The following is a 20,742-nucleotide window of genomic DNA, read 5'->3' on the forward strand; positions in this document are numbered from 1 at the left end:
AGCCGYCCTAAACACACCTGTTTATTTCTTGGTGCTTTCTTTTCTTTGTCCCAATAACTTTCAACTGAGTATACATAAATTGCTCCGGTTTTCTTGTTGTGGTGATGGGTTATGCTTGCCATTTCCTTCCTCCATAGTTACATTTGATGGAATATAACTATGTTTTTTCCAAAAAGTCAAGCATTAAATAGTTGCTTATGTCTTTATTTATAGATGTTTACAGTTTGGGGCTAGTGCAAATAGTTACATTTTCCGGGAATTGAGGATACAAGCCATAATTTTATGAAAAACAACTATCCGGCCATTGAGCTGATCACCACAGCCAATGTGCCGGAAGGTCTCCACCTGCTCAGCCGGGGAAAAATTGATGCCTTTGTCGGTCACCTCGCCGTTGTCATGGACGCCATCAGAAAATCTGGCTTTAATCTCCGTATCGCAGGAAAAACGGAATATGTGTTTGAGCACCGCATGGGATTTCCACCGGAACATGCCAACACCGTTGCCATTATTAATAAGGTTTTTAAAGAAATATCCCCGGAAGAGCACAACCGGATTTACAATAAGTGGATCAGAATCAAAATGGATAGGACAGACTATTCTCTGGCCTGGAAAGTTCTGGCCGCGACGGGAATCCTGATTTTTATCATTGCCTTCTGGAACAGAAAGCTTTCCACAGAAAAAAAACGAATCCAGCAGCTGGTTAATGATCTGAATACTCTTAAAATAAAACTGGAAGAAAAAAATCATGCGCTGAACAGGCTGGCCGTTACGGATCAGCTCACCGGGCTTTATAACCGCCTCAAGCTGGATGAAACCTTTCAGTATGAAGTGGACAGATCAGAAAAATACGGACATTCCTTTGGCATCATCCTTATGGACATTGATTTTTTCAAAGAGATCAATGACACATATGGCCATCAGACTGGCGACAGAATCCTTGTCTCTCTCTCAGATCTGATTCTCGCCAATACCAGAAAAACGGATATCATCGGAAGATGGGGAGGTGAGGAATTTCTGATCATCTGCCCGGAAATTGATGAATCCGGTATCAAAAAACTGGCTGAAAAACTTCAGGGCGTCATTGCATCCTTTGATTTTCCAGAAATTCAAAAAACAACGGCCAGTTTTGGTGTCACCCTTTACAGAAAAAATGATGACATCCAAAGCCTTATGAAAAGGGCTGATGAGGCCCTTTACACAGCTAAAAAAAGCGGAAGAAACAAAGTGGTTTTAAGCTGATATTCCCCAGAAAGGCCATTTTTATTCGCCCCGGCCAAGTCAGACACCCATCCAAAAAATTCCTGCCATCCTTGTGCTGCTAAGCACTTGCCTGTAATATTTATCCCCATGTCTTTTCCTTTTTTCATCAGCACCTTCTTTTCACAGAAAGCTATGCCATGGGCCTACATCCACAAAACTCTTTTCATCCGGAAGACAGGCTTTCACAGCAGAAAATATTTATTGTTGAAGATGATGCCCGGCTTGCCACCCTCATCAGCGAATATCTAGGCCAGAACGGATACAGAACACAGATCATTCCGAGGGGAGATCTTGCCATCATTCAAATCAGCACAAGTAAGCCTGATCTTGTGATTCTGGATCTCATGCTTCCCGGACAGGACGGTTTAAGTGTATGCAGAGAAATAAGAAAGAATTATCAGGGACCTGTTCTTATCCTCACGGCCAGAGAAGATGAAATGGATGAGGTCGCCGCCCTTGAAATGGGTGCAGATGATTATGTTAAAAAACCTGTGGTGCCAAGGGTTCTTCTGGCGCGTATTCGTGCCCTGTTCCGGAGAAACAGCTCCGGCTCTGCCCCGGAAGGAGGAGCCTCATCTCTCACTTTCGGTTCCCTCCACATGGACCTTGCCTCCCGCAGTGTTTTCCTTGAAAACAGGCCTGTTGAGCTCAGCACGGTGGAATTCAGTCTGCTCAGTTTCCTTGCAAGCCATGCAGGTGAAGTCCTCAGTCGGGAAAAAATTCTGGCCAGTCTTCGGGGAATCTCCTATGACGGACTGGACCGTTCCGTGGATATGTATATTTCCCGACTGCGCAAAAAACTGGGAGACCACGGTTCAAGACCCTGCCGCATTAAAACCGTATGGGGTGAGGGCTATCTTTTTGCAAGGGACGCATGGTAGCTCCCGTACGGATCTCGGAACTCAGGCAGGCCTATGATCATAAACCGAAAATAATGAACTTCTTATTCTCCCCGAGGTCCAATAGCCCCATAGTCGATGTTTTTTATACGCCGGTCATATATATTCTGTTACATTCCACCTACACATTCCCGACAGACCACACCGCCCCATGCTGTTAAAAATTCACAGAAGAACTATGATAGGGCAAAAAAACGAAGAATCATCATCGCCTGCCTCTGTATTAAATTAAATATAAAGCAGAAAGGAATATAAAAACAATGCCATACTTAAAACCAGTACTTATCTGGACACTGCTGATTCTTCTGCCCCCTGTTTTTGTACAGGCTGAAGGGAAACCAGACCCTGCCCCACGGTTTTCAGGTATGATTCAGACAGGTGGCGCTTTTATCCAGAAAAAAAGCCAGTCTGATCCGGATAAAGTAAACCGGCACCTGCATTCATTAAATACAGAGGGACAGTCCTTTGAAAAATACCTGCCCCTTATTCTTTTTGATCTGAAATTCAAAAACTCTACAGGCACAGAATTTTACACAAATACACCCATAGAAAGTGATCCGGGAATTGCAGCTGGAGTTTCAAAACGCTATTCCATGGGTAAAGTGGATGTCTATGGAATTTATACGATGCCGGGTGAAGCCTGGGAAGACCCATATCTTACGGGATTACCCAGAATAAAAACGGATATAAAAAGCTATGGGGCAGGTCTGAAGCTGGGGCAGATTATGGGCTCTCCCTTTGGTTTTGAATATAAACTTCGCATCAATGATATTGAAAAAGACCTTTCTGGCCAAAGGATTCCTGAATTGAAAAGGGATGGCCGAACCCACGGATTTGAACTCAATTACACCTTCAGGAACAGATCCTGCATGGTAACACCAAAAATCGGGTGGATTCTGGGGGATTTTGAAGGCAAAGCCAATGCATACAATCAGCTTAGCAGTGGCTTATCCTTCATGAAAATGAGTGAGAAGACTATGTACAGAATTAATCTGAATTACAGCATAAAAAACTACAAAGCCGAACATCCCGTCTTTTCAAAAGAAAGGCAGGATCATCTTTTTGGCATTATGGCTATGCTCATACGAATGAAACCCTTTGGCTATGACCGCTTCTCCATCAATCTTCTGGCAGGAACCATGCTCCGGGACTCCAACATTAGCTTTTATGATGAAAAAACCTATTTTGCTGGCCTGACCCTAGGCTATAGTTTTTAAAATCTGACAAACAGCATTCATTTCCCTCCCCATAAAAAATGAAAGACCTGATTCCGATGGAAAAAAAAATCAACACACCCCATACAGAATCCCGGTTCGGCAAACTCTTTATCCGTTTTTATCTTTCCATTTTCATTACTGTACTGGCCACAGCCCTCGGCCTGCAACACGGATTCAATTCCATGCTGAATATTTTTATGAAAGATTCCATTACAGCCTATTATCAAGACCTTACAAGAGGTGTCTACCATGTGATGGAACAGGATCTTATTATTCAACCCGAAAGCCAGTGGCAGGAGCATATAGAAAGTCTCCAGCCTTATTTTGGTTATCCCCTTGTTTTGCGTTCACCGGAAAAGCTGGCACTGACTCCCCATGAAAAGGAAAATCTCCTTTCCGGTCAAATTGTGGTGCAGGAAAACGGCGAACTTTATCACAAAAAAATACAGGGCAGCAATAGCATCCTCACCATGGGAAAATTTCCTGATCCCAATATTTTCGTGCCTTTGAACATGCTTGTCTGGATTGCCTTTGCCATTGGTTTTGGTGTCATGACACTTGTCTGGACCTACCCCTATGCCCTCAAGCTGAAAATCATCAGTCAGGCGGTTCTGGCCTTTGGCGCAGGCGACCTCAGTTCAAGGGTAAAAATCCCGAAAAGCTCTTCGCTGGCACCCATGGCCATGGCCTTTAATGGCATGGCAGACAAAATCGGCCAGCTAATTGCCTCCCACAGGGAACTTGTCCATGCGGTTTCCCACGAACTTCGAACACCTGCCGCCCGTATCCGCTTCGGGCTGGAAATGCTGGCCTCAGCAGACAATGCAAAGGATAAGCAGCGTTATACAGACGGGATGCACCGGGATGTGGATGAAATGGAAAGACTGCTTTCGGAACTGCTTACCTATTCCCGGTTTGACGCAAAAGCACCGGCCTTGGAAATGCAGGAAGGGGAAATTGTCCCTTGGCTGGAAAAGCTGGTGAAGGATTTCCAGATCATGCACCCGGACATTACCATATCCCTTGACATGGACCCTGTGGACCTGTGTCGTTTTGAGCCTTTTTATATGGCAAGGGCCGTCACCAATCTCCTTGAGAATGCAGCACGCTATGGCAGACATAAAATTGGGATTCAGCTTTTTGAGGATGGTCAGCAGCACTGCATTCAGGTGGATGATAACGGAATCGGCATTGAACCCTGTGACAGGGAAAAAATTTTTGAACCCTTTGTACGATTAGACCCCAGCAGGAGCAGACAGACGGGGGGGCATGGGCTGGGGCTTCCCATTGTACGGAAGATTATCCAGAGCCACGGCGGCCATATCCTTGTTTCATCCTCTCCCATGGGGGGCGCTCGGTTTACCCTGTGCTGGCCGAAAAACAGAATAAGCCATTAATTTAAAGAATATTTTTCCTTGTGCCCGGCTTAACAGCTTACCCTTCAACACACGTCACAATGGGGCAAGCGTTGGTGTTCATCCGCACGGCCACGTCTGTATTTGAACATTCAGTTTAAAAAATCTTTTTTAACCTTAAAATTCAGTCTTTTTTTTGCAACACAAGACAGCAAAAATCAAAAAACATGAAAAAATAGTTGCACAATTGCAACAACCCTTAACGGTTTTACAATCAAAAACCAAACAAATCATACATATATATCTTATTTTAATACTATTTCATCTTTAAAGAACTGATTTTCCTCCCCACCTACACCCACCCTGCGAATTGTTGCAATTATGCACCATAAGTTAAACTGCATCCCTCTGATTATCCTTAGTTATCATTTTTTTCCCAACAACTTCCATTATCAGGATATTATTGCAACCTGGTTAAAATGGAACAGGTTTTGCAAAAAGCACCGGAGGCTGTATGTGGAGTCTATTCTGAAGAACAAACTCCCAAAAACGGAGTTAAAAAGAAGCAGTTAACTTTTTTTAAACCTGAGGAGGAAAAGATGAAAAAAAGAATCGTATGGATTATTGCCACCATCTTTCTGCTGACCAGTCTTCCTGTGCTGGCACTTGCCCAAAGACCCATCACCCTGAGGCTGGCCCACCCCATGGCTCCGGGGAATAACGTTACCGTTGGCTATGAAAAATTTAAAGAACTGGTGGAAGAAAAGAGTAACCGAAAGATCAGAATACAGATCTTCGGCAACTGCCAGCTGGGCAGTGACAGGGTAACAACGGAAGCCGCCCAAGCGGGTACCCTGGATATGTCTTCCAGCTCCTCACCCAACATGGCAAGCTTCTCTCCGGCCTATATGGCCATCGACCTCCCCTACATCACCGATGCGGCCTACCAGGAAAACCTTTATAAGGCCCTGGACGATGGAGAGCTGGGCCGGGCCCTCGATCGTGTTGCCCAAAGTGTTGGTTTGAAAACCATTATGTTCAGTGAATACGGATACAGAAACTTCGTTTCAACGAACAAGCCTCTCCGTCAGGTGGAAGATTTAAGAAACCTCAAGGTCCGTACAACAGCCTCTCCAGTGGAAGTAGACGTTGCCCTTGAGCTTGGCATGAACCCATCTCCCATTGCCTGGGGTGAAACCTATACGGCACTTCAGCAAGGTACTGTGGACGCCCAGGGAAACACTTTCTCCCTGCTTAATGATGCAAAACATACGGAAGTAATTCGTTATGCCATGGATTCAAGACATAATTATTCCATGCATATTCTGCTCATGAATAAAAACAGGTGGGACCGCCTTACCCCTGAGCAGCAGAGCATTATCACAGAAGCTGCACGGGAAGCCACAGCATGGCAGCGTGCGGAAACCATCCGTCTTGAAGAACTTGCATGGCAGGCATTCCGTGACAGGGGCATCGAAATAACCGAACTCAGCCCGGACCAGCGTGCGGAACTGAAAAGAAGAACTGAGCCCGTCCGTGCGAAATTTGCAAAGGAAATTCCTGCAGAACTGCTCAGGCTGATTGCCGAAACACAGAAATAACTATCAGATATCATGGTCAGGGTGACGTCCTATGGAAGTCACCCTTTCTGCTGCCAACTTTTTTTCTTGAACGAGGGCGATTGCATGGAAGCTGCAAGATCGAAAAAAAGCCCCCTGCACTGGATTGACGAAAACTTTGAATCCATCTTTATGGTCACCGGCCTTCTGGCCATCATTTTTTTCATTACATGGCAGGTACTCTACCGTTACATTATTGTAAGTTTCATTGAAAGGGCTGGCGGTTCAGTATGGGCCGAAGAGTTATCCAGATATATTTTTATATGGATATCCTACCTTGCCCTCAGTTTTTCCATCCGAAAACGTTCCTCCATAAGGGTGGACATCATATATGATAAACTATCCCCAAGATTTCAGAATATCAGCTGGATAGTTATTGAAGTTCTTTTTCTCTGTCTCACCCTCTCCATTGCCTGGTTCGGCTACGGCATGATTCAGAACCTGCTTCAATTTCCACAGACAACACCGGCCATGCGCATTCCCTTTCTTATTCCCTATCTGATTCTGCCCATAGGTTTTGGCCTGATGTCGCTACGGCTTATCCAGTCCCTTAGCAGTCAATTCAGAATCTGCGGAATAAAAGACAGTTTTACAGGACTGGCCATCACCATAGCCATAGCTTCACCCTGTTTTGTTTTCGACTATATTGAACCCATTCCTGCACTTTTCGGCTATTTCATACTGCTCTGTATTATAGGCGTCCCCATTGCCATCAGTCTGGGGCTTTCCACCCTTGCCACCATCATCTGCGCCGACACCCTGCCCGTGGGCTACATGGCACAGATTACCTTTACTTCCATAGACAGCTTTCCCATTATGGCCATCCCGTTTTTTATTGCAGCGGGTGTTTTCATGGGAGCAGGCGGACTTTCGGAACGCCTGCTGGCTCTGGCCGATGAAATCGTGGGTGGACTGTACGGCGGAATGGGCCTCACCTGCATTGTGACCTGCATGTTCTTCGGAGCCATCAGTGGTTCCGGTCCGGCTACGGTGGCAGCCATTGGTGCCCTCATCATTCCGGCGATGAAGGAGAGGGGTTACGACATCCACTTTTCTGCTGCACTTATAGCAGCCGCAGGATGCGTGGGCGTGATGATCCCCCCCAGTAATCCCTTTGTGGTTTACGGGGTTTCCGCCCAGGTTTCCATTGGTGACCTTTTCATCAGCGGTATCATCCCCGGCTTGCTCACAGGTTTTGTATTAATGGTATACTGTTACCTTTATTCCCGAAAAAAAGGCTGGCGCGGCAGCACTAAAAAACGTACTCCCGCCACCTTTGTTAAGGCCGCATGGGATGCCAAGTGGGCACTGATGGTTCCGGTTATTGTTCTGGGAGGAATTTACGGAGGCATCATGACCCCCACGGAAGCAGCTGCCGTGGCAGCCTTTTACGGGCTTTTTGTGGGTGTCTGCGTGTACAGGGAAATGAACGCAAAAGGGGTTATCATTGCGTGCCGGGAAGCCTGCGAAACATCGGCTATGATCATCGTTCTTATTGCCATGGCCACCCTCTTTGGCAATATCATGACCATTGAAGATGTTCCGGGAAGCATTGCCAGATGGCTGCTGGATCTGACAAGCAATAAATACATAATTTTGTTACTTGTTATTATTCTTCTTCTCATTGTAGGCACTTTTATGGAAGCCCTTGCTGCCATAGTGATTCTCACTCCCATCCTGCTGCCTATTGTAACCAGTGTCGGGGTTTCTCCCCTTCACTTCGGTGTCATAATGGTTCTCAACCTTGCCATCGGATTCATAACTCCGCCTGTGGGGGTCAACCTCTTTGTTGCCAGCGGCATTGCCAAGGTGAAACTGGAGAAGGTCTCCGTAGCCGTATTGCCCATGCTTGCATGTATGCTGATTATCCTTCTGCTCTGCACCTTTATTCCCGAAATCCCTCTCTTTCTTGTGGGGAATAAATAATATATCAACATCTTAAGGGAGTTATGCACACAATTGAAAATATCTGATCGCAGCAGACCAGCACCCGTCTGATTTCTGCACCACTCAGACATATCCATCGTGACTGCATGACTCCCATTTTTAAAAAAGGACAACAAGATGAAAGTTATTGATTTTCGTTTCCGCCCCAACACCCCTGAAATTATAGATGGCATCAAAAACAGCGCCATGTTTAAAGCTGCCTGCAAGGCCATAGGCTTTGATGCCAGAAAACCCCAGCCCCTTGAGGAAATAATTGCGGATCTGGATGCCAAAAACGTGGAACTGGCTGTGATAACGGGAAGGGATTGTGAAAGCACCTATGGAAGTCCGGCCAACAACCCCAGTGTCCTTTCCTTTTGCAAAGCCTTTCCTGAAAAATTTGCAGGATTCTGGGGAATTGATCCCCACAAAAAAATGGCTGCCGTCCGTGAAATTGAATACGCCATTCAGGAGCTGGGGATGAAGGGCATTGCCATAGACCCCTACCTTGCCCATATCCCGGCCAGTGAATCCCGTTTTTATCCCATTTACACCAAGTGTGCGGAACTGGATGTACCCGTCTTTATCACCATGGCTCCACCGCCACAGGTACCCGGAGCCATCATGGACTATGCCGATCCCAGAGATATTGACCGAGTTGCAAGGGATTTTCCCGAGCTAACCCTGATCATGAGTCACGGTGGCTACCCTTTCGTCAATGAAAGCATTTTCGCCTGCATGCGCAATGCTAACGTATACATGGATTTTTCTGAATATGAAGAGGCTCCCATGGCGGATGTTTTCATAAAAGCCATGGCTACCACTATTTCTGACAAGGTACTTTTTGCCAGTGCCCACCCCTTTATTGAACTGAGCCATGCCCTGTCTGTCTATGAATCCTTCCCGCTGACCGAGGAGGTAAGGGCCAAAGTCATGTATGAAAATGCAAGAAAAGTTTTAAAGATGAATACAGAAAAGTAAAAGTCCGGGTCGTTATCCATACCAAAATTAAAAAAGCAGAAGAAAAAGTAATTCAACAGTCCCGCTAAAAAAAACTGCACGACCACCCTGAATATATCCAAAGCCATCGCCAACCGGCGGTGGCTTTTATTTTTGAGCTTTATAAAGTGTTGCATTTATGCAACAGACCGCTCAGATGCAACAAGAATAAACATTTGAAATTAAATATTTATTATCTCTATTTTACCCTTAATTTTATTTTGCAGTCTTCAAAGATTAAAATGCAGCAATAAGTGATGCAATCCTGCATCATTATATAAGATTTTCATCCCTCCAATAACAACAGGTTGCAAATACGCAACCCAAAAGAAGATTCTACGCCATGCAGGAGCAACCCCATCCACACCACCAAGATATAACAATAAAAATCAAATACATACAACCATGGCACGATAGTTGATATATAAGACACCAGCTTGAGGCACTTTTAGCGAGTTCTAGTTAATTCATAATATGCAATATAGAGGAGGTATATCTATGTACGATTATGCAGGATGTGACTGCGTATCCCCCCAGGAACAGCGCCTTCTGGAAAGCATTGAAGGTAAAGAAAATATATTCCGCCAGACCCATCCGCGTGTTTTTAAAATGCTGGAACGCTTTGATGGCCAGAAACCACGCATTGATGTAGAGCGCGCATTATATTTCACCCAGTCCATGCAGGAAACCGAGGGGCAGCCTCTACCCCTGCGCTGGGCAAAGGCACTGATGCATATTGCCCGGAATATAACCGTGTATGTACAGGATGACCAGCTGCTGCTGGGTCGTGCTGGCTGCGATGGTCGCTATGGTATTCTGTATCCGGAACTGGACGGGGACTTCCTTGACATTGCCGTACGAGACCTGCCCAGCCGAAGCCAGTCTCCTGCGACCATAACAGAAGAGGATGCCAAACTGGTTATCGAGGAAATTGCTCCTTACTGGAAAGGCAAAACCTACCATGAAGCATTGAGCAAAGCCTTTCCTCCTGAAGTTCACAAACTGACCTATGACGATCCCGAAGGACTGATTTCCCGCTTCATTGTCAATGAGACATCCTCTTTCCGTTCATCCCTTCAGTGGGTGCACGACTTTGAAAAAATCCTCAAACGAGGTTTCAATGGCATACGCAGGGAAGCAGAAGAAAAGCTCTCAGCCCTTGACCCCATGAGTCCTCTGGATAACTGTGAGAAAAAACCTTTCCTTGAAGCCATTGTTATCGTTTGTGAAGCCATTGTTCTCTGGGCAAAGCGCCATGCGGAACTGGCTTACCAGATGGCAGAAAAAGAAAATGACCCCATCCGCCGGGCCGAACTCCAGCGCATGGCAGAAATTGCAGAACGTGTACCCGGTGAACCTGCCAGAAACTTCTACGAGGCAGTACAGAGCCAGTGGTTCACCCAGATGTTCTCCCGTCTGGAACAGAAAACCGGCACCACCATTTCCAACGGTCGTATGGATCAATATTTCTACCCTTATTATATCAAGGATATGAACGAAGGCCGGATTACGGAAGATCAGGCCATGGAGCTGCTGGAATGCATGTGGGTGGGAATGGCTGAATTTATCGATATGTACATATCGCCCACGGGCGGTGCCTTCAATGAAGGATATGCCCACTGGGAAGCCGTCACCGTTGGAGGACAGACGCCGGAAGGCTATGACGCCACCAACGAGCTGACCCACCTTATCCTGAAATCCAAGCGGGAATTCCCCCTGCACTATCCGGATCTGGCTGCCCGCATCCACTCTCGCTCGCCGGAAAGCTATCTCTGGGATGTGGCAGAAACCATCAAGGACGGCTCAGGCTTCCCCAAAATCATCAATGACGAAGAAATTGTTCCCCTTTATGTATCCAAGGGTGCAAGCTTTGAAGAGGCACTGGACTACGCCGTTTCCGGATGTACGGAAGCCCGCATGCCCAACCGCGACACCTATACCTCAGGCGGGGCCTATATCAACTTTGCCGCTGCCGTTGAAATGGTACTCCGCAATGGCCGCATGAAAAAGTACGGAGATCAGGTTCTGGGTGTGGAAACAGGCGATCCCTGCTCCTTTGCATCCTGGGAGGACTTCTGGGAAGCCTATAAGGCCCAGCATATTCTTTTCATGAAAACTGCCTTTATTCAGCAGTATATCATCATCCAGCTCAGGGCCCGCCATTTTGCCCAGCCACTGGGTTCCGCCATGCATGACCTCTGCATGAAACACTGCGTAGATCTGCATCAACCCAAGATCCCTGAAGGCATCGACCTCGGCTACTTTGAATACATGGGGCTTGGTACGGTGGTGGATTCACTGGCTGCCATCAAAAAGCTTGTGTTTGAAGAAAAACGCCTCACCATGCGTCAGATTCTGGATGCAATTGATGCCAATTTTGAAGGCCATGAAAACGTGCAGGCCCTGCTCCGCAGCGCCCCATGCTATGGCAACAATGACCCCTATGCCGATGCCATTGGCCGGGATATTGACCGTATCTCCGTGGAATTCGGTAAAAAATACAGCAAAGAGCTGGGTATCAATAATGATGTCCGTTATGTGCCATTTACTTCCCATGTTCCCTTTGGAAAGGTGGTTTCCGCCACACCCAACGGACGTACGGAGTGGTTTTCCCTTTCCGACGGCTCCTCCGCCTCCCATGGTGCGGATGCCAATGGTCCCACAGCAGTACTTCTTTCCAATTACAATACCAAGAATATGGGAATGCGTGAGCGGGCTGCAAGGATGCTGAACATCAAGTTCACACCCAACTGTGTGGAGGGCGATCAGGGTACGGAAAAACTGGTCTCATTCATGCGCACCCTCTGTGATCTTAAACTCTGGCACGTTCAGTTCAATGTCATCCGAAAAGAGACCCTGATTGCTGCCCAGAAAGATCCGGCCAAATACAAAAACCTGATTGTACGCATCGCAGGATACAGCGCTTACTTTGTAGATCTCTCTCCCGATCTGCAAAATGATCTCATAGCGCGTACGGAACACGACAACATGTAAAGCTTATACGTTCTGCCCTGCATCGGGCTCCGGACAGCCAGTCTGTCCGGAGCTTTATTAGTTTTAAGAACAGCCACGCAAGGAGGTTTCATGAGCAGCTTTGAAGACAGAAAAATGCAAGGCATGGTTTTCAATATCCAGAAGTATTCCGTACACGACGGGCCGGGCATACGTACCATCGTTTTCACAAAGGGCTGCCCGCTTCGCTGCAGCTGGTGCAGCAATCCAGAATCCCAGGAATATGGCCCTGAGCTGGCCTGTAACAAAGGACGATGCCTTGGGTTTGATAAATGCCGCTATTGTCTGGACGTATGCCCCAAGGATGCAATCACTGCTGATGCAGAAAACCTTGTGCATGTAAAAAGAAATATCTGCGGCGATTGTCCCCACCTTTGCGCTAAAGCCTGTCCTGCACAGAGTCTTATTGTTTACGGAAAAATGCGCAGCGTGGAAGATATACTTTCTGTAGTTGAACAGGATGCGGTATTCTATACCCGCTCCGGTGGTGGCCTGACCCTTTCAGGCGGCGAACCCCTCATGCAGCATGACTTTGCCATGGCCCTGCTGCGGGAAGCAAAAAAAAGACGGGTGCGTACAGCCATCGAAACCTGCGGTATGATTCCATGGGAAACTCTGCACGATGCATCCCTGCTTATCCATGACATGCTCTTTGATCTCAAGCACATGGACAGTGAGAAACATGAACTGCATACAGGTATGGGAAATGCCAGGATTCTGGATAACTTCACCCGCCTTGCAGGTTTGCAGAACGATAAACCCATACTTGTGCGTACTCCGGTAATTCCGGATTTCAACGACAATGAAGAGGCCATCCGAGCTATTGCCAAATTCCTGCTTCCCTTTGAAGATCGTATCACCTATGAACTTCTGCCCTACCACCGTCTGGGGACACAGAAATACCATTTCCTTGATCGGATACCGTCCATGGGCGAAGTTCAACTGGATAAAAAACTCTTTTCCAGCCTGCAGGACACAGCGCAAAGTATACTGGGAGAAAGGTTTATCCGAGTAGAGTAAGGCCAAGGGATTACCATTTAGATAATTCTTTATTTTAACAGCTTATTCTGATAATCTCTGTCCGGATGTCTTTCTATGGTAAAGTCTGACATGCATGAAGTTCTGGTGGATGGCAACAGCCAAATCCTGGATCAAAGCCATGTGTTTTCTGCCATTAAACTCCCATCACAAGACAGAGATATGCCTCCAAATGCCAAGGATCTGCTGGCCAGGCACAGCCTGGATATTATGGACGCCATTCCCGAGGGCGTTTTTGTTACCAATCTTGAAGGAATTACACTGTATGTAAACCGGATGTATGAACAGCTGACCGGCCTGTCCCGTGATCAGGTGCTGGGACGTCAGGTCCGAACCCTTGTTGAAGAGGGCGTTTTTGACGTGGCACTGAATCCTGAGGTCGTACGCAAAGCAAAATCCGTCACTCACACTCAGCGCCTCAGAAACGGCAAAATGCTTGTTCTGACGGGAACTCCAGTCTTTGATGAATCAGGTGCTCTACGCCTTGTAATTACCTTTGCAAGGGATATAACAAGAATTACCCAGCTGAATGAACAGGTCTCTGAGCAGAAACAGCTCATCGAACAGACCAATGAGCAGATGGCCTACATGGCCAGGGAACAATCCCTGACCACAGTTCCCGTCTTTGCAAGTAAAGTCATGCATGAAACCCTTGGCTTCCTGCAAACCATGGCAAAAACCGATGCCACCCTGCTGATTCTTGGAGAAACCGGTGTGGGCAAAGACGTCTTTGCCCGCTATGTTCACGGCCAGAGCCAGCGTTGCGATAAAGTTATGATGAAGGTTGACTGCGGGAGCATCTCCGAATCTCTGATAGAGTCAGAAATGTTTGGCTACATGCCGGGAGCCTTTACGGGAGCCTCCAGCAAGGGAAAGCCGGGATATTTTGAACTGGCCAAAGGCAGCACTATTTTTCTTGATGAAATAGGTGAAATGCCCCTGGCCATGCAGACCCGCCTCCTTCGAGTTCTTCAGGATGGAGAAATTATGCGCATAGGCGGAAACAAGCCCGTCAAAATCGATGCCAGAATAATAGCAGCAACCAACCGTGATCTTGTCAGCAGTATTGAAGAGGGAAAATTCAGACAGGATTTATTTTACAGGCTCAATGTTGCTACGGTTAAAATTCCACCCCTGCGGGAACGCATGGCAGATATCTCCCCCCTTGCAGAGACTTTTCTGCGCCAGTACAGCGCCAGATATCATAAACATATAGCTTTCATGGATATAACTCTGGAAGCCCTCACCCATTATCACTGGCCCGGAAATGTCCGCGAGCTTGAAAACCTTGTACATTCCCTTGTTATAACCCATCAGGGCCCCCTCATTGCCCCCGCCGATCTTCCACCTTCTATTCATGGAAAAAAAACGGAAACAGCAGAGGATTATAAAGAATTTCTGCAGGGAGAACGTTCCCTTAAAGAAATCATGGCAGAAATTGAATCTGACTTTTTAAATCGTGCCATCCGACACCACGGTTCCGTTCAGCAGGTGGCACGGATTTTTAAAATCAACCGCAGTACCATCTTCAGAAAAATCAATAAAAAATGACATGAGGTATGGATAGTCCCTGCCGTTTTTTCCTTCCCTCCCCCTGCCTTTGCCTGCTATAAGAAACACCGTTCCATATTCAAAAGCAAAACAGCTTTTTCCTGTCATCAAAAAACCCCGGCTTTTCAGCTTTTTTATAATCATATCTCCCAGCTTGAGAGAAAGGGTCTTTGCCATGCCTTCTTTTCATCCCCTGACCCATGCGGAAAAACGCATCTACCTCACCCAGAAAATGCACCCGGAATCATCCATGTGGAATATCCCCACCTCCTTCCGGCTGCCTTCCGGAGACGGGGATCTTCTGTTTAAAGCCGTGCAGCTTTTTCTGAAAAAGCGAAGGGATATTCAGGTCCGGTTCAGGGAAAAGGATGGCATTCCGCAGAAATACTTTTCAGACAGGGACGACATTCCCCTTCTCATGCTGGATTTTTCAGACAGGGATGAAAAGGACTGCATGGAGTGGATGGATAAACAAAGCAGAACCCCCATACCCATGCTGGAACATCCCCTCCATTTCTTTGCCGTTTTAAAGGGAACAGGCGGCCTTACCTTTCTCTATACCTGCTACCACCACATCGCCATGGACGGAACATCCAGCGCCATGGCAGCAGGCCAGATTCTCCATATTTACAAGAGTCTTCTGGAAGGCAGGACTTCGGATCTGCCGGATTGTTATGATACAGCCCCCCTTGTAGAAGCACTGGAGGCAGAGCAGCTTTATCTCCATTCAGAAACAGCAAAACAGGACAAGAGCTATTGGCTGCAAGGCTTTGACACCCTGCCGGAACCCCTTGATTTTGGGAAAAAACCCCTAAGCGGCCCCCGGCCCTTACAAAAACTTGTCCGGTCCTTCAATCCTTATACCACACAAAAACTTACGGACTTCTGCGCAGAGCATAAAACCTCTCCCTTCCGGGTGCTGCTGGCGGCGGCTTCCCTCTATTTTTGCCGGACCCTGAACCGGCAGGATCTGGTTCTGGGTTCGGCCACGGCCAACCGCCACCCGGAGTCCCTGAAGCAGGCCATGACCATGAGCGTCAGTACCCTTGCCATCCGCTTTACGGTAAAGGGCGAAGAGAGCTTTCTGAATCTGCTGGACCAGAGCCGCCGCCTTGTGAAAGAAGCCCTTGCCCATGAACGCTACCCCTATGATCTGCTCATGGCGGACCTCCGGTCCCTGCACGGAGAAAAACCGGACCTCATCAGCACCTCCTTTGTGGAATTCCTGAAGCCGGATCTCCCCGAAGGCGGTGAAATCTGCTGGCACAATTACGGTGAATCGGAAATGGCCCTTACGGCTTATTTTTCCTTTCCCGGGAGAAGAAATGCCGGAGAGCAAGGGGCCGGGAATACGCCGCCGGAGCTGATTTTCATGTATCAGGAAGAACGCTTTGAACCCTGGTTCATGGAACAGATGGCAAAGCATCTGGAAGTCATCCTTCTTCAGGGAATGGAAAACCCCCATCTTCAGGTAAGGGAGCTTTCCTTTCTCAGTTCAAAGGAAAGGAAAACAATCATCGAGGGCTTCAACCCAAAGGATGCCCTCCCCGAAAGCCGCCGTACCCTTCAGGCCCATATGGAAGCACAGGCCCGTCGCAACCCCGGAGCAAGGGCTGTGGTGTGGCGGGAAAGGGTGCTGACCTACGGGGAGCTGGACTCTTTATCCAATGCCCTTAGCCGAAAGCTGCTGGCCATGGGTGCCGGACCGGGAACCGTAGTGGGCCTTCTCATGGACCGCTGTCCGGAACTCATCACGGCCCAGATGGCCATCCTCAAAGCCGGAGCAGCCTTCATGCCCATTGATGCGGGATATCCGGACTCCCGTATTACTTTCATGCTGGAGGATGTGGAAGCTCCCTTCCTCATCACCCAGACCCGTTTTATAAAGGAAAGGGATTTTCAAAAAACCATCCTTTTCAATATGGATGATCCGGATATTTTTGAACAGGACGCATCTCCCCTGCCTCCGGCATCTTCTCCGGATGAAGCCTGTGTGGTGATCTACACTTCCGGCTCCACGGGAAAACCCAAGGGGGTTCTCCTCACCCATCAGGGCATCGCCAACATCATCCTTGCCACCATTCAGGCAGACGGCATCACCGCCCGTGACAAAATTGCCAAACACGCAAGCTTTTCCTTTGATGCCAGCCTCATGGAAGTGTTTGTGGCCCTTTTTTCCGGTGCGGAACTCCACCTCATTCCCGAAGAAATCCGGCTTTCCTTAGGCCCGCTCAATACCTTTTACGAACAAAAGGGCATCACATGGAGTTTTCTCACCACCCAGCTGGGGGAACAGTTCATGGAGTTCATGGACAATGGCTCCCTTCTTAACCTGTATGTGGGCGGTGAAAAACTGCGTACCTTTACTCCCCGATCCTATACTCTCCGTAATCTTTACGGCCCTACGGAATGCTGCATTTATGTTACAAGCCAGCTTGTCCGGCACATGGAAGAAAACATTCCCCTTGGCCGTCCCATGCCCGGATGCCGCATCTATGTTCTGGATGCCTTTGGCCATCCCCAGCCACCGGGTATGGCTGGCGAACTCTGCATTGCAGGACCTTGCGTGGCCCTCGGATACCACAGAAGAGAAGAAAAAACCGCCGAATGCTTTGTGGCCGACCCCTTTTACCCCGGTGAAAGAATGTACCGCACCGGGGATCTGGCAAGCTTCCGGCCCGATGGCGTGATTCTTCATCTTGGCCGCATGGACAGACAGGTAAAGCTCAGGGGATTTCGCATTGAGCTGGGCGAAATTGAAAATGCCATGCTGGAGATGGAAGGCATTCAGCAGGCGGCGGTGGCGGATTTCAAGGATAGCAGCAACAGGGTTTATCTTTGCGGCTACTATGCAGGCGAAGGCGTTTTGCCAAAGGATCTGAAAAAAGAGCTTTCAAAACGCCTCCCCGAATATATGGTGCCCCTGCACCTGATCCCTTTAGCTACCCTGCCCCTCAATCCCAGCGGAAAAATTGACCGCATGAAGCTTCCAAAGCCCGAAGTCCAGTTCACACAAACTCTGGAATATATACCTCCGGCTCCGGGACTTGAAAGCGAACTGACCGCCATCTGGGGCGATGTGCTGAATCAGACAAACCTCAGTGCCACCGCCGACTTTTTCCAGTGTGGCGGAGATTCCATGAGGGCTGTGCGCCTGCAGGTGCAGTTGGCAAAGGTGCTGGGCCATGAGGTTTCCCTTTCCGATATTTTTTCCTGCACCAGCCCCAAAAGCATGGCCGCATTTCTTGCAAAGCAGGACGGTACAGAACTCCGCAGCATAAAACCTGCGGCCAAAGCTTCCTGGTATCCGGCCACCACTGCCCAGCAGCAGCTTTTTCTCTTAAGCCGCATGGAAGGCATCGGCTGCACCTACAACATGCCCTTTGCCCTCCATCTGGAAGGGCCCTTGGACAGAAAAGCCCTGTCTTCAGCCCTTCAGGCACTGGTGCAGCGCCATGAATCCCTGCGTACCCGTTTTGCCATCAAAGAAGGCCGCTGTGTCCAGATTCCCGAAGATTCCGCAGCGCTGAAAATGGAGTTTCAGCAGACAGGCAAAGAAGATCTGGATGCCTCCATCCGGAACTTCATCCGGCCCTTTGATCCGGCCAAAGCACCCCTCTTCCGTGTGCGGCTGCTGGCCATTCAGGAATCAGAGGAACAGCATCACATTCTGCTTCTGGACATGCACCATCTGGTGAGCGATGGCGTGTCCGTGGGTATCCTCGTCCGGGAACTGGCAAGCCTCTATGGGGGGCAAACCCTTCCCGAACCCCTTTTGCAGCACAAGGATGTGACGGTCTGGGAAGCCGGTCGGGAAGAAACCGCCGCCATGGAGCATGGAGACTTCTGGACTTCCCTTTTTGCGGATCCTCCGGAAGCCTCCCTGCCTGCGGATAAACCCAGACTCCCCGGAGCAGACTTTACAGGCGATGTGCATGTGGAAGTTCTGGAACCGGAACTGAGCGCAGGGCTTCAGGACATGACCAGAAAATCCGGAGCCACCCTGCATCAGGTTCTTCTTTCCGCCCTTTCCGTTCTCGTGGGACGCTGGAGTGATACGGAAGACCTTGTCATCGGCACCAGCACCGCAGGCCGGGATCTGTCCGGAGCCGAATCCCTTGTGGGCATGTTCGTGCGCACCCTTCCCACCCGGCACCGCCCCGAAGGACAGAAAAGTTTTGCCGGACTTCTGGCGGAAACCAGAGATCAGATGCGCCGGATTTACAGCCACAGTGCCTACCCCATTTCCTCACTTTATGAAAAACTTAGTCTCAACCGGGGACCGGGCCGTCATCCCCTCTTTGACCTGAATTTTGTCATGCAGGAAACGGGACTGGATGAAGAACTTGCAAGCGGCAATCTGCGGATCAAGGTAGATTCCCTTCCCACCCAGACGGCCAAATTTGACATCTCCTTTGGAGCCAGACTCAAAAATGGCAGCATCCACCTGAGCGTGGACTACCGCAGCGCACTGTACCAGAAGGAAACCATTGCCCGGATGAGCTCCCATCTCACCCGTATCCTCCGGGCTGTGACGGCGGACATGGAGGCTCCCCTTGCCTCCATAGACATGCTGGGACCGGAAGAGCGGCATACCCTGCTCCACCGCTTCAACCCCAGACCCACTCCCGGCCCTTTCTGGCCGACCGTAAGCCATGCCATTGCCCTGCATGCAAAAAATGCCCCCGATAAAATTGCCATTGTGGCCGGAGATCAGAAGCTTTCCTATGCAGAACTTGATCAAAGGGCCAATGCGGCGGCAGCAAAACTTCTGGAAAAGGGCCTGCCAGCCAACAGCATCGTTGCTGTGGCTGCGGACCGATCCATCTGGGCCGTGGCAGCCATGCTGGCCGCACTCCGGGCCGGAGCCGCCTATGTGGCCATTGATCCGGCGTATCCTGAAGAAAGAAAAAACTTTATCCTTGAAGATACGGCGGCGGATTTTCTTCTGGGTTCTTCGGAAAGCCTGCAGGCCTTTGGCTTTACGGGTGAAAGTATGGCCATGGATCAGCCGGATATGGGGAAAGGAGCAAGGGACCCCGGCAGGGCTGTGGGCGGGCATCAGCTGGCCTACCTCATCTTTACCTCCGGTTCAACGGGGCAACCCAAAGGGGTGTCCATAGAACACCATTCCATGGTCAACTTCATCCACTGGTACGCCAGTCACCATGGCATAGGCAAAGATTCCAGCACCGCCGCCTTTGCCGCCTTCAGCTTTGACGTATCCGTGGTGCAGATTTTTGCCCCCCTCACCGCCGGAGGTACCCTGCACATCATCCCGGAACAGCTTCGCCTTTCTCCGCCGGAGCTGGATGCCTATTTCATGGCAGAACATATCAGCCATGCCCATTTCCCCACCCAGTTTGCGGAACAGTTCATGCGCATGGTTGAAGGTCGCTCCCTGAAAACCCTTGTGGTGGGCGGCGACCGCCTCAGCCGCTACCGTATCGGTGCCTACAGGCTCACCAATGAATACGGCCCCAGCGAAACCACCATGGCCTGCCTCAGCTATGATGTACCCGCCGTCATGGAAAGACCACCCGTGGGCTCACCCGTGGCCAACTACCGGGTGTATATACTGGACAGCCGGGGCAGACTGGCACCCATCGGCATGCCCGGAGAAATCTGCGTGGCAGGAGCCGGTGTGGCAAGGGGCTACCACAACCGGCCGGAGCTTACGGAAAAATGCTTTGTTCCGGACCCCTTTGTAGCGGGAGAACGCATGTACCGCACCGGAGACCGGGGCCGATGGCTCAGCAGTGGTGTGGTGGAATTCATGGACCGGCTGGATTTTCAGGTAAAAATCCGGGGATTCCGCATTGAGCCTGCCGAAATCGCCCRACGCATGCAGGAGGTGGAAGGATYG

The 20,742-nt window shown here is 49.2% G+C and carries 12 protein-coding genes; 11 read left to right on the forward strand and 1 reads right to left on the reverse strand.

Features of this window, described 5'->3' with window-relative positions:
• Positions 1–282: 282 nt before the first annotated feature.
• Positions 283–1,239: a transporter substrate-binding domain-containing diguanylate cyclase gene (locus FIM25_RS15880; protein ID WP_139450838.1), complete on the forward strand. Its 957-nt coding sequence runs from the start codon at positions 283–285 to the stop codon at positions 1,237–1,239.
• On the opposite strand, the gene FIM25_RS17215 is transcribed toward FIM25_RS15880, so the two are convergent.
• Complete coding sequence (locus tag FIM25_RS17215) at positions 1,194–1,367, reverse strand: hypothetical protein (protein ID WP_179953457.1); 174 nt, start codon at positions 1,365–1,367, stop codon at positions 1,194–1,196. The genes FIM25_RS15880 and FIM25_RS17215 overlap by 46 nt on opposite strands.
• A 30-nt stretch (positions 1,368–1,397) precedes the next feature.
• Between FIM25_RS17215 and FIM25_RS15885 the strand changes: the two genes are divergently transcribed.
• From FIM25_RS15885 to FIM25_RS15930, 10 genes are all read left to right on the forward strand, one after another.
• Positions 1,398–2,141: a response regulator gene (locus FIM25_RS15885; protein WP_139450839.1), complete on the forward strand. Its 744-nt coding sequence runs from the start codon at positions 1,398–1,400 to the stop codon at positions 2,139–2,141.
• A gap of 278 nt (positions 2,142–2,419) precedes the next feature.
• On the forward strand, positions 2,420–3,376 hold the full coding sequence (locus FIM25_RS15890; protein WP_139450840.1) for a DUF2860 family protein: 957 nt from the start codon (positions 2,420–2,422) through the stop codon (positions 3,374–3,376).
• A 56-nt stretch (positions 3,377–3,432) separates the two neighbouring features.
• Positions 3,433–4,773 (forward strand): ATP-binding protein, encoded by a 1,341-nt coding sequence (locus FIM25_RS15895; protein ID WP_179953458.1) that lies wholly within the window; start codon positions 3,433–3,435, stop codon positions 4,771–4,773.
• 557 nt (positions 4,774–5,330) lie between these two features.
• Positions 5,331–6,332 (forward strand): TRAP transporter substrate-binding protein, encoded by a 1,002-nt coding sequence (locus FIM25_RS15900; protein WP_139450842.1) that lies wholly within the window; start codon positions 5,331–5,333, stop codon positions 6,330–6,332.
• A gap of 84 nt (positions 6,333–6,416) precedes the next feature.
• The gene (locus FIM25_RS15905; RefSeq protein WP_139450843.1) at positions 6,417–8,276 is read left to right on the forward strand and encodes a TRAP transporter large permease; all 1,860 of its coding nucleotides are present in this window, start codon (positions 6,417–6,419) and stop codon (positions 8,274–8,276) included.
• Positions 8,277–8,414: 138 nt separating this feature from the next.
• A complete protein-coding gene (locus FIM25_RS15910) occupies positions 8,415–9,257 on the forward strand; it encodes an amidohydrolase family protein (protein WP_139450844.1) in 843 nt (280 codons plus the stop codon).
• 516 nt (positions 9,258–9,773) lie between these two features.
• Positions 9,774–12,269, forward strand: a complete 2,496-nt coding sequence (hpsG, locus tag FIM25_RS15915; RefSeq protein ID WP_139450845.1) for a (2S)-3-sulfopropanediol dehydratase — start codon at positions 9,774–9,776, stop codon at positions 12,267–12,269.
• A 90-nt stretch (positions 12,270–12,359) separates the two neighbouring features.
• Positions 12,360–13,307, forward strand: coding sequence for a (2S)-3-sulfopropanediol dehydratase activating enzyme (gene hpsH / locus FIM25_RS15920; RefSeq protein WP_139450846.1), 948 nt, complete (start codon positions 12,360–12,362; stop codon positions 13,305–13,307).
• A gap of 75 nt (positions 13,308–13,382) precedes the next feature.
• Positions 13,383–14,876 (forward strand): sigma-54 interaction domain-containing protein, encoded by a 1,494-nt coding sequence (locus FIM25_RS15925; protein ID WP_218961479.1) that lies wholly within the window; start codon positions 13,383–13,385, stop codon positions 14,874–14,876.
• 175 nt (positions 14,877–15,051) lie between these two features.
• Positions 15,052–20,742: non-ribosomal peptide synthetase (locus FIM25_RS15930; RefSeq protein WP_139450847.1), on the forward strand; the 5,691-nt coding region annotated here is incomplete at its 3' end.

The organism is Desulfobotulus mexicanus (genome assembly GCF_006175995.1).
Classification (GTDB): Bacteria; Desulfobacterota; Desulfobacteria; order Desulfobacterales; family ASO4-4; genus Desulfobotulus; species Desulfobotulus mexicanus.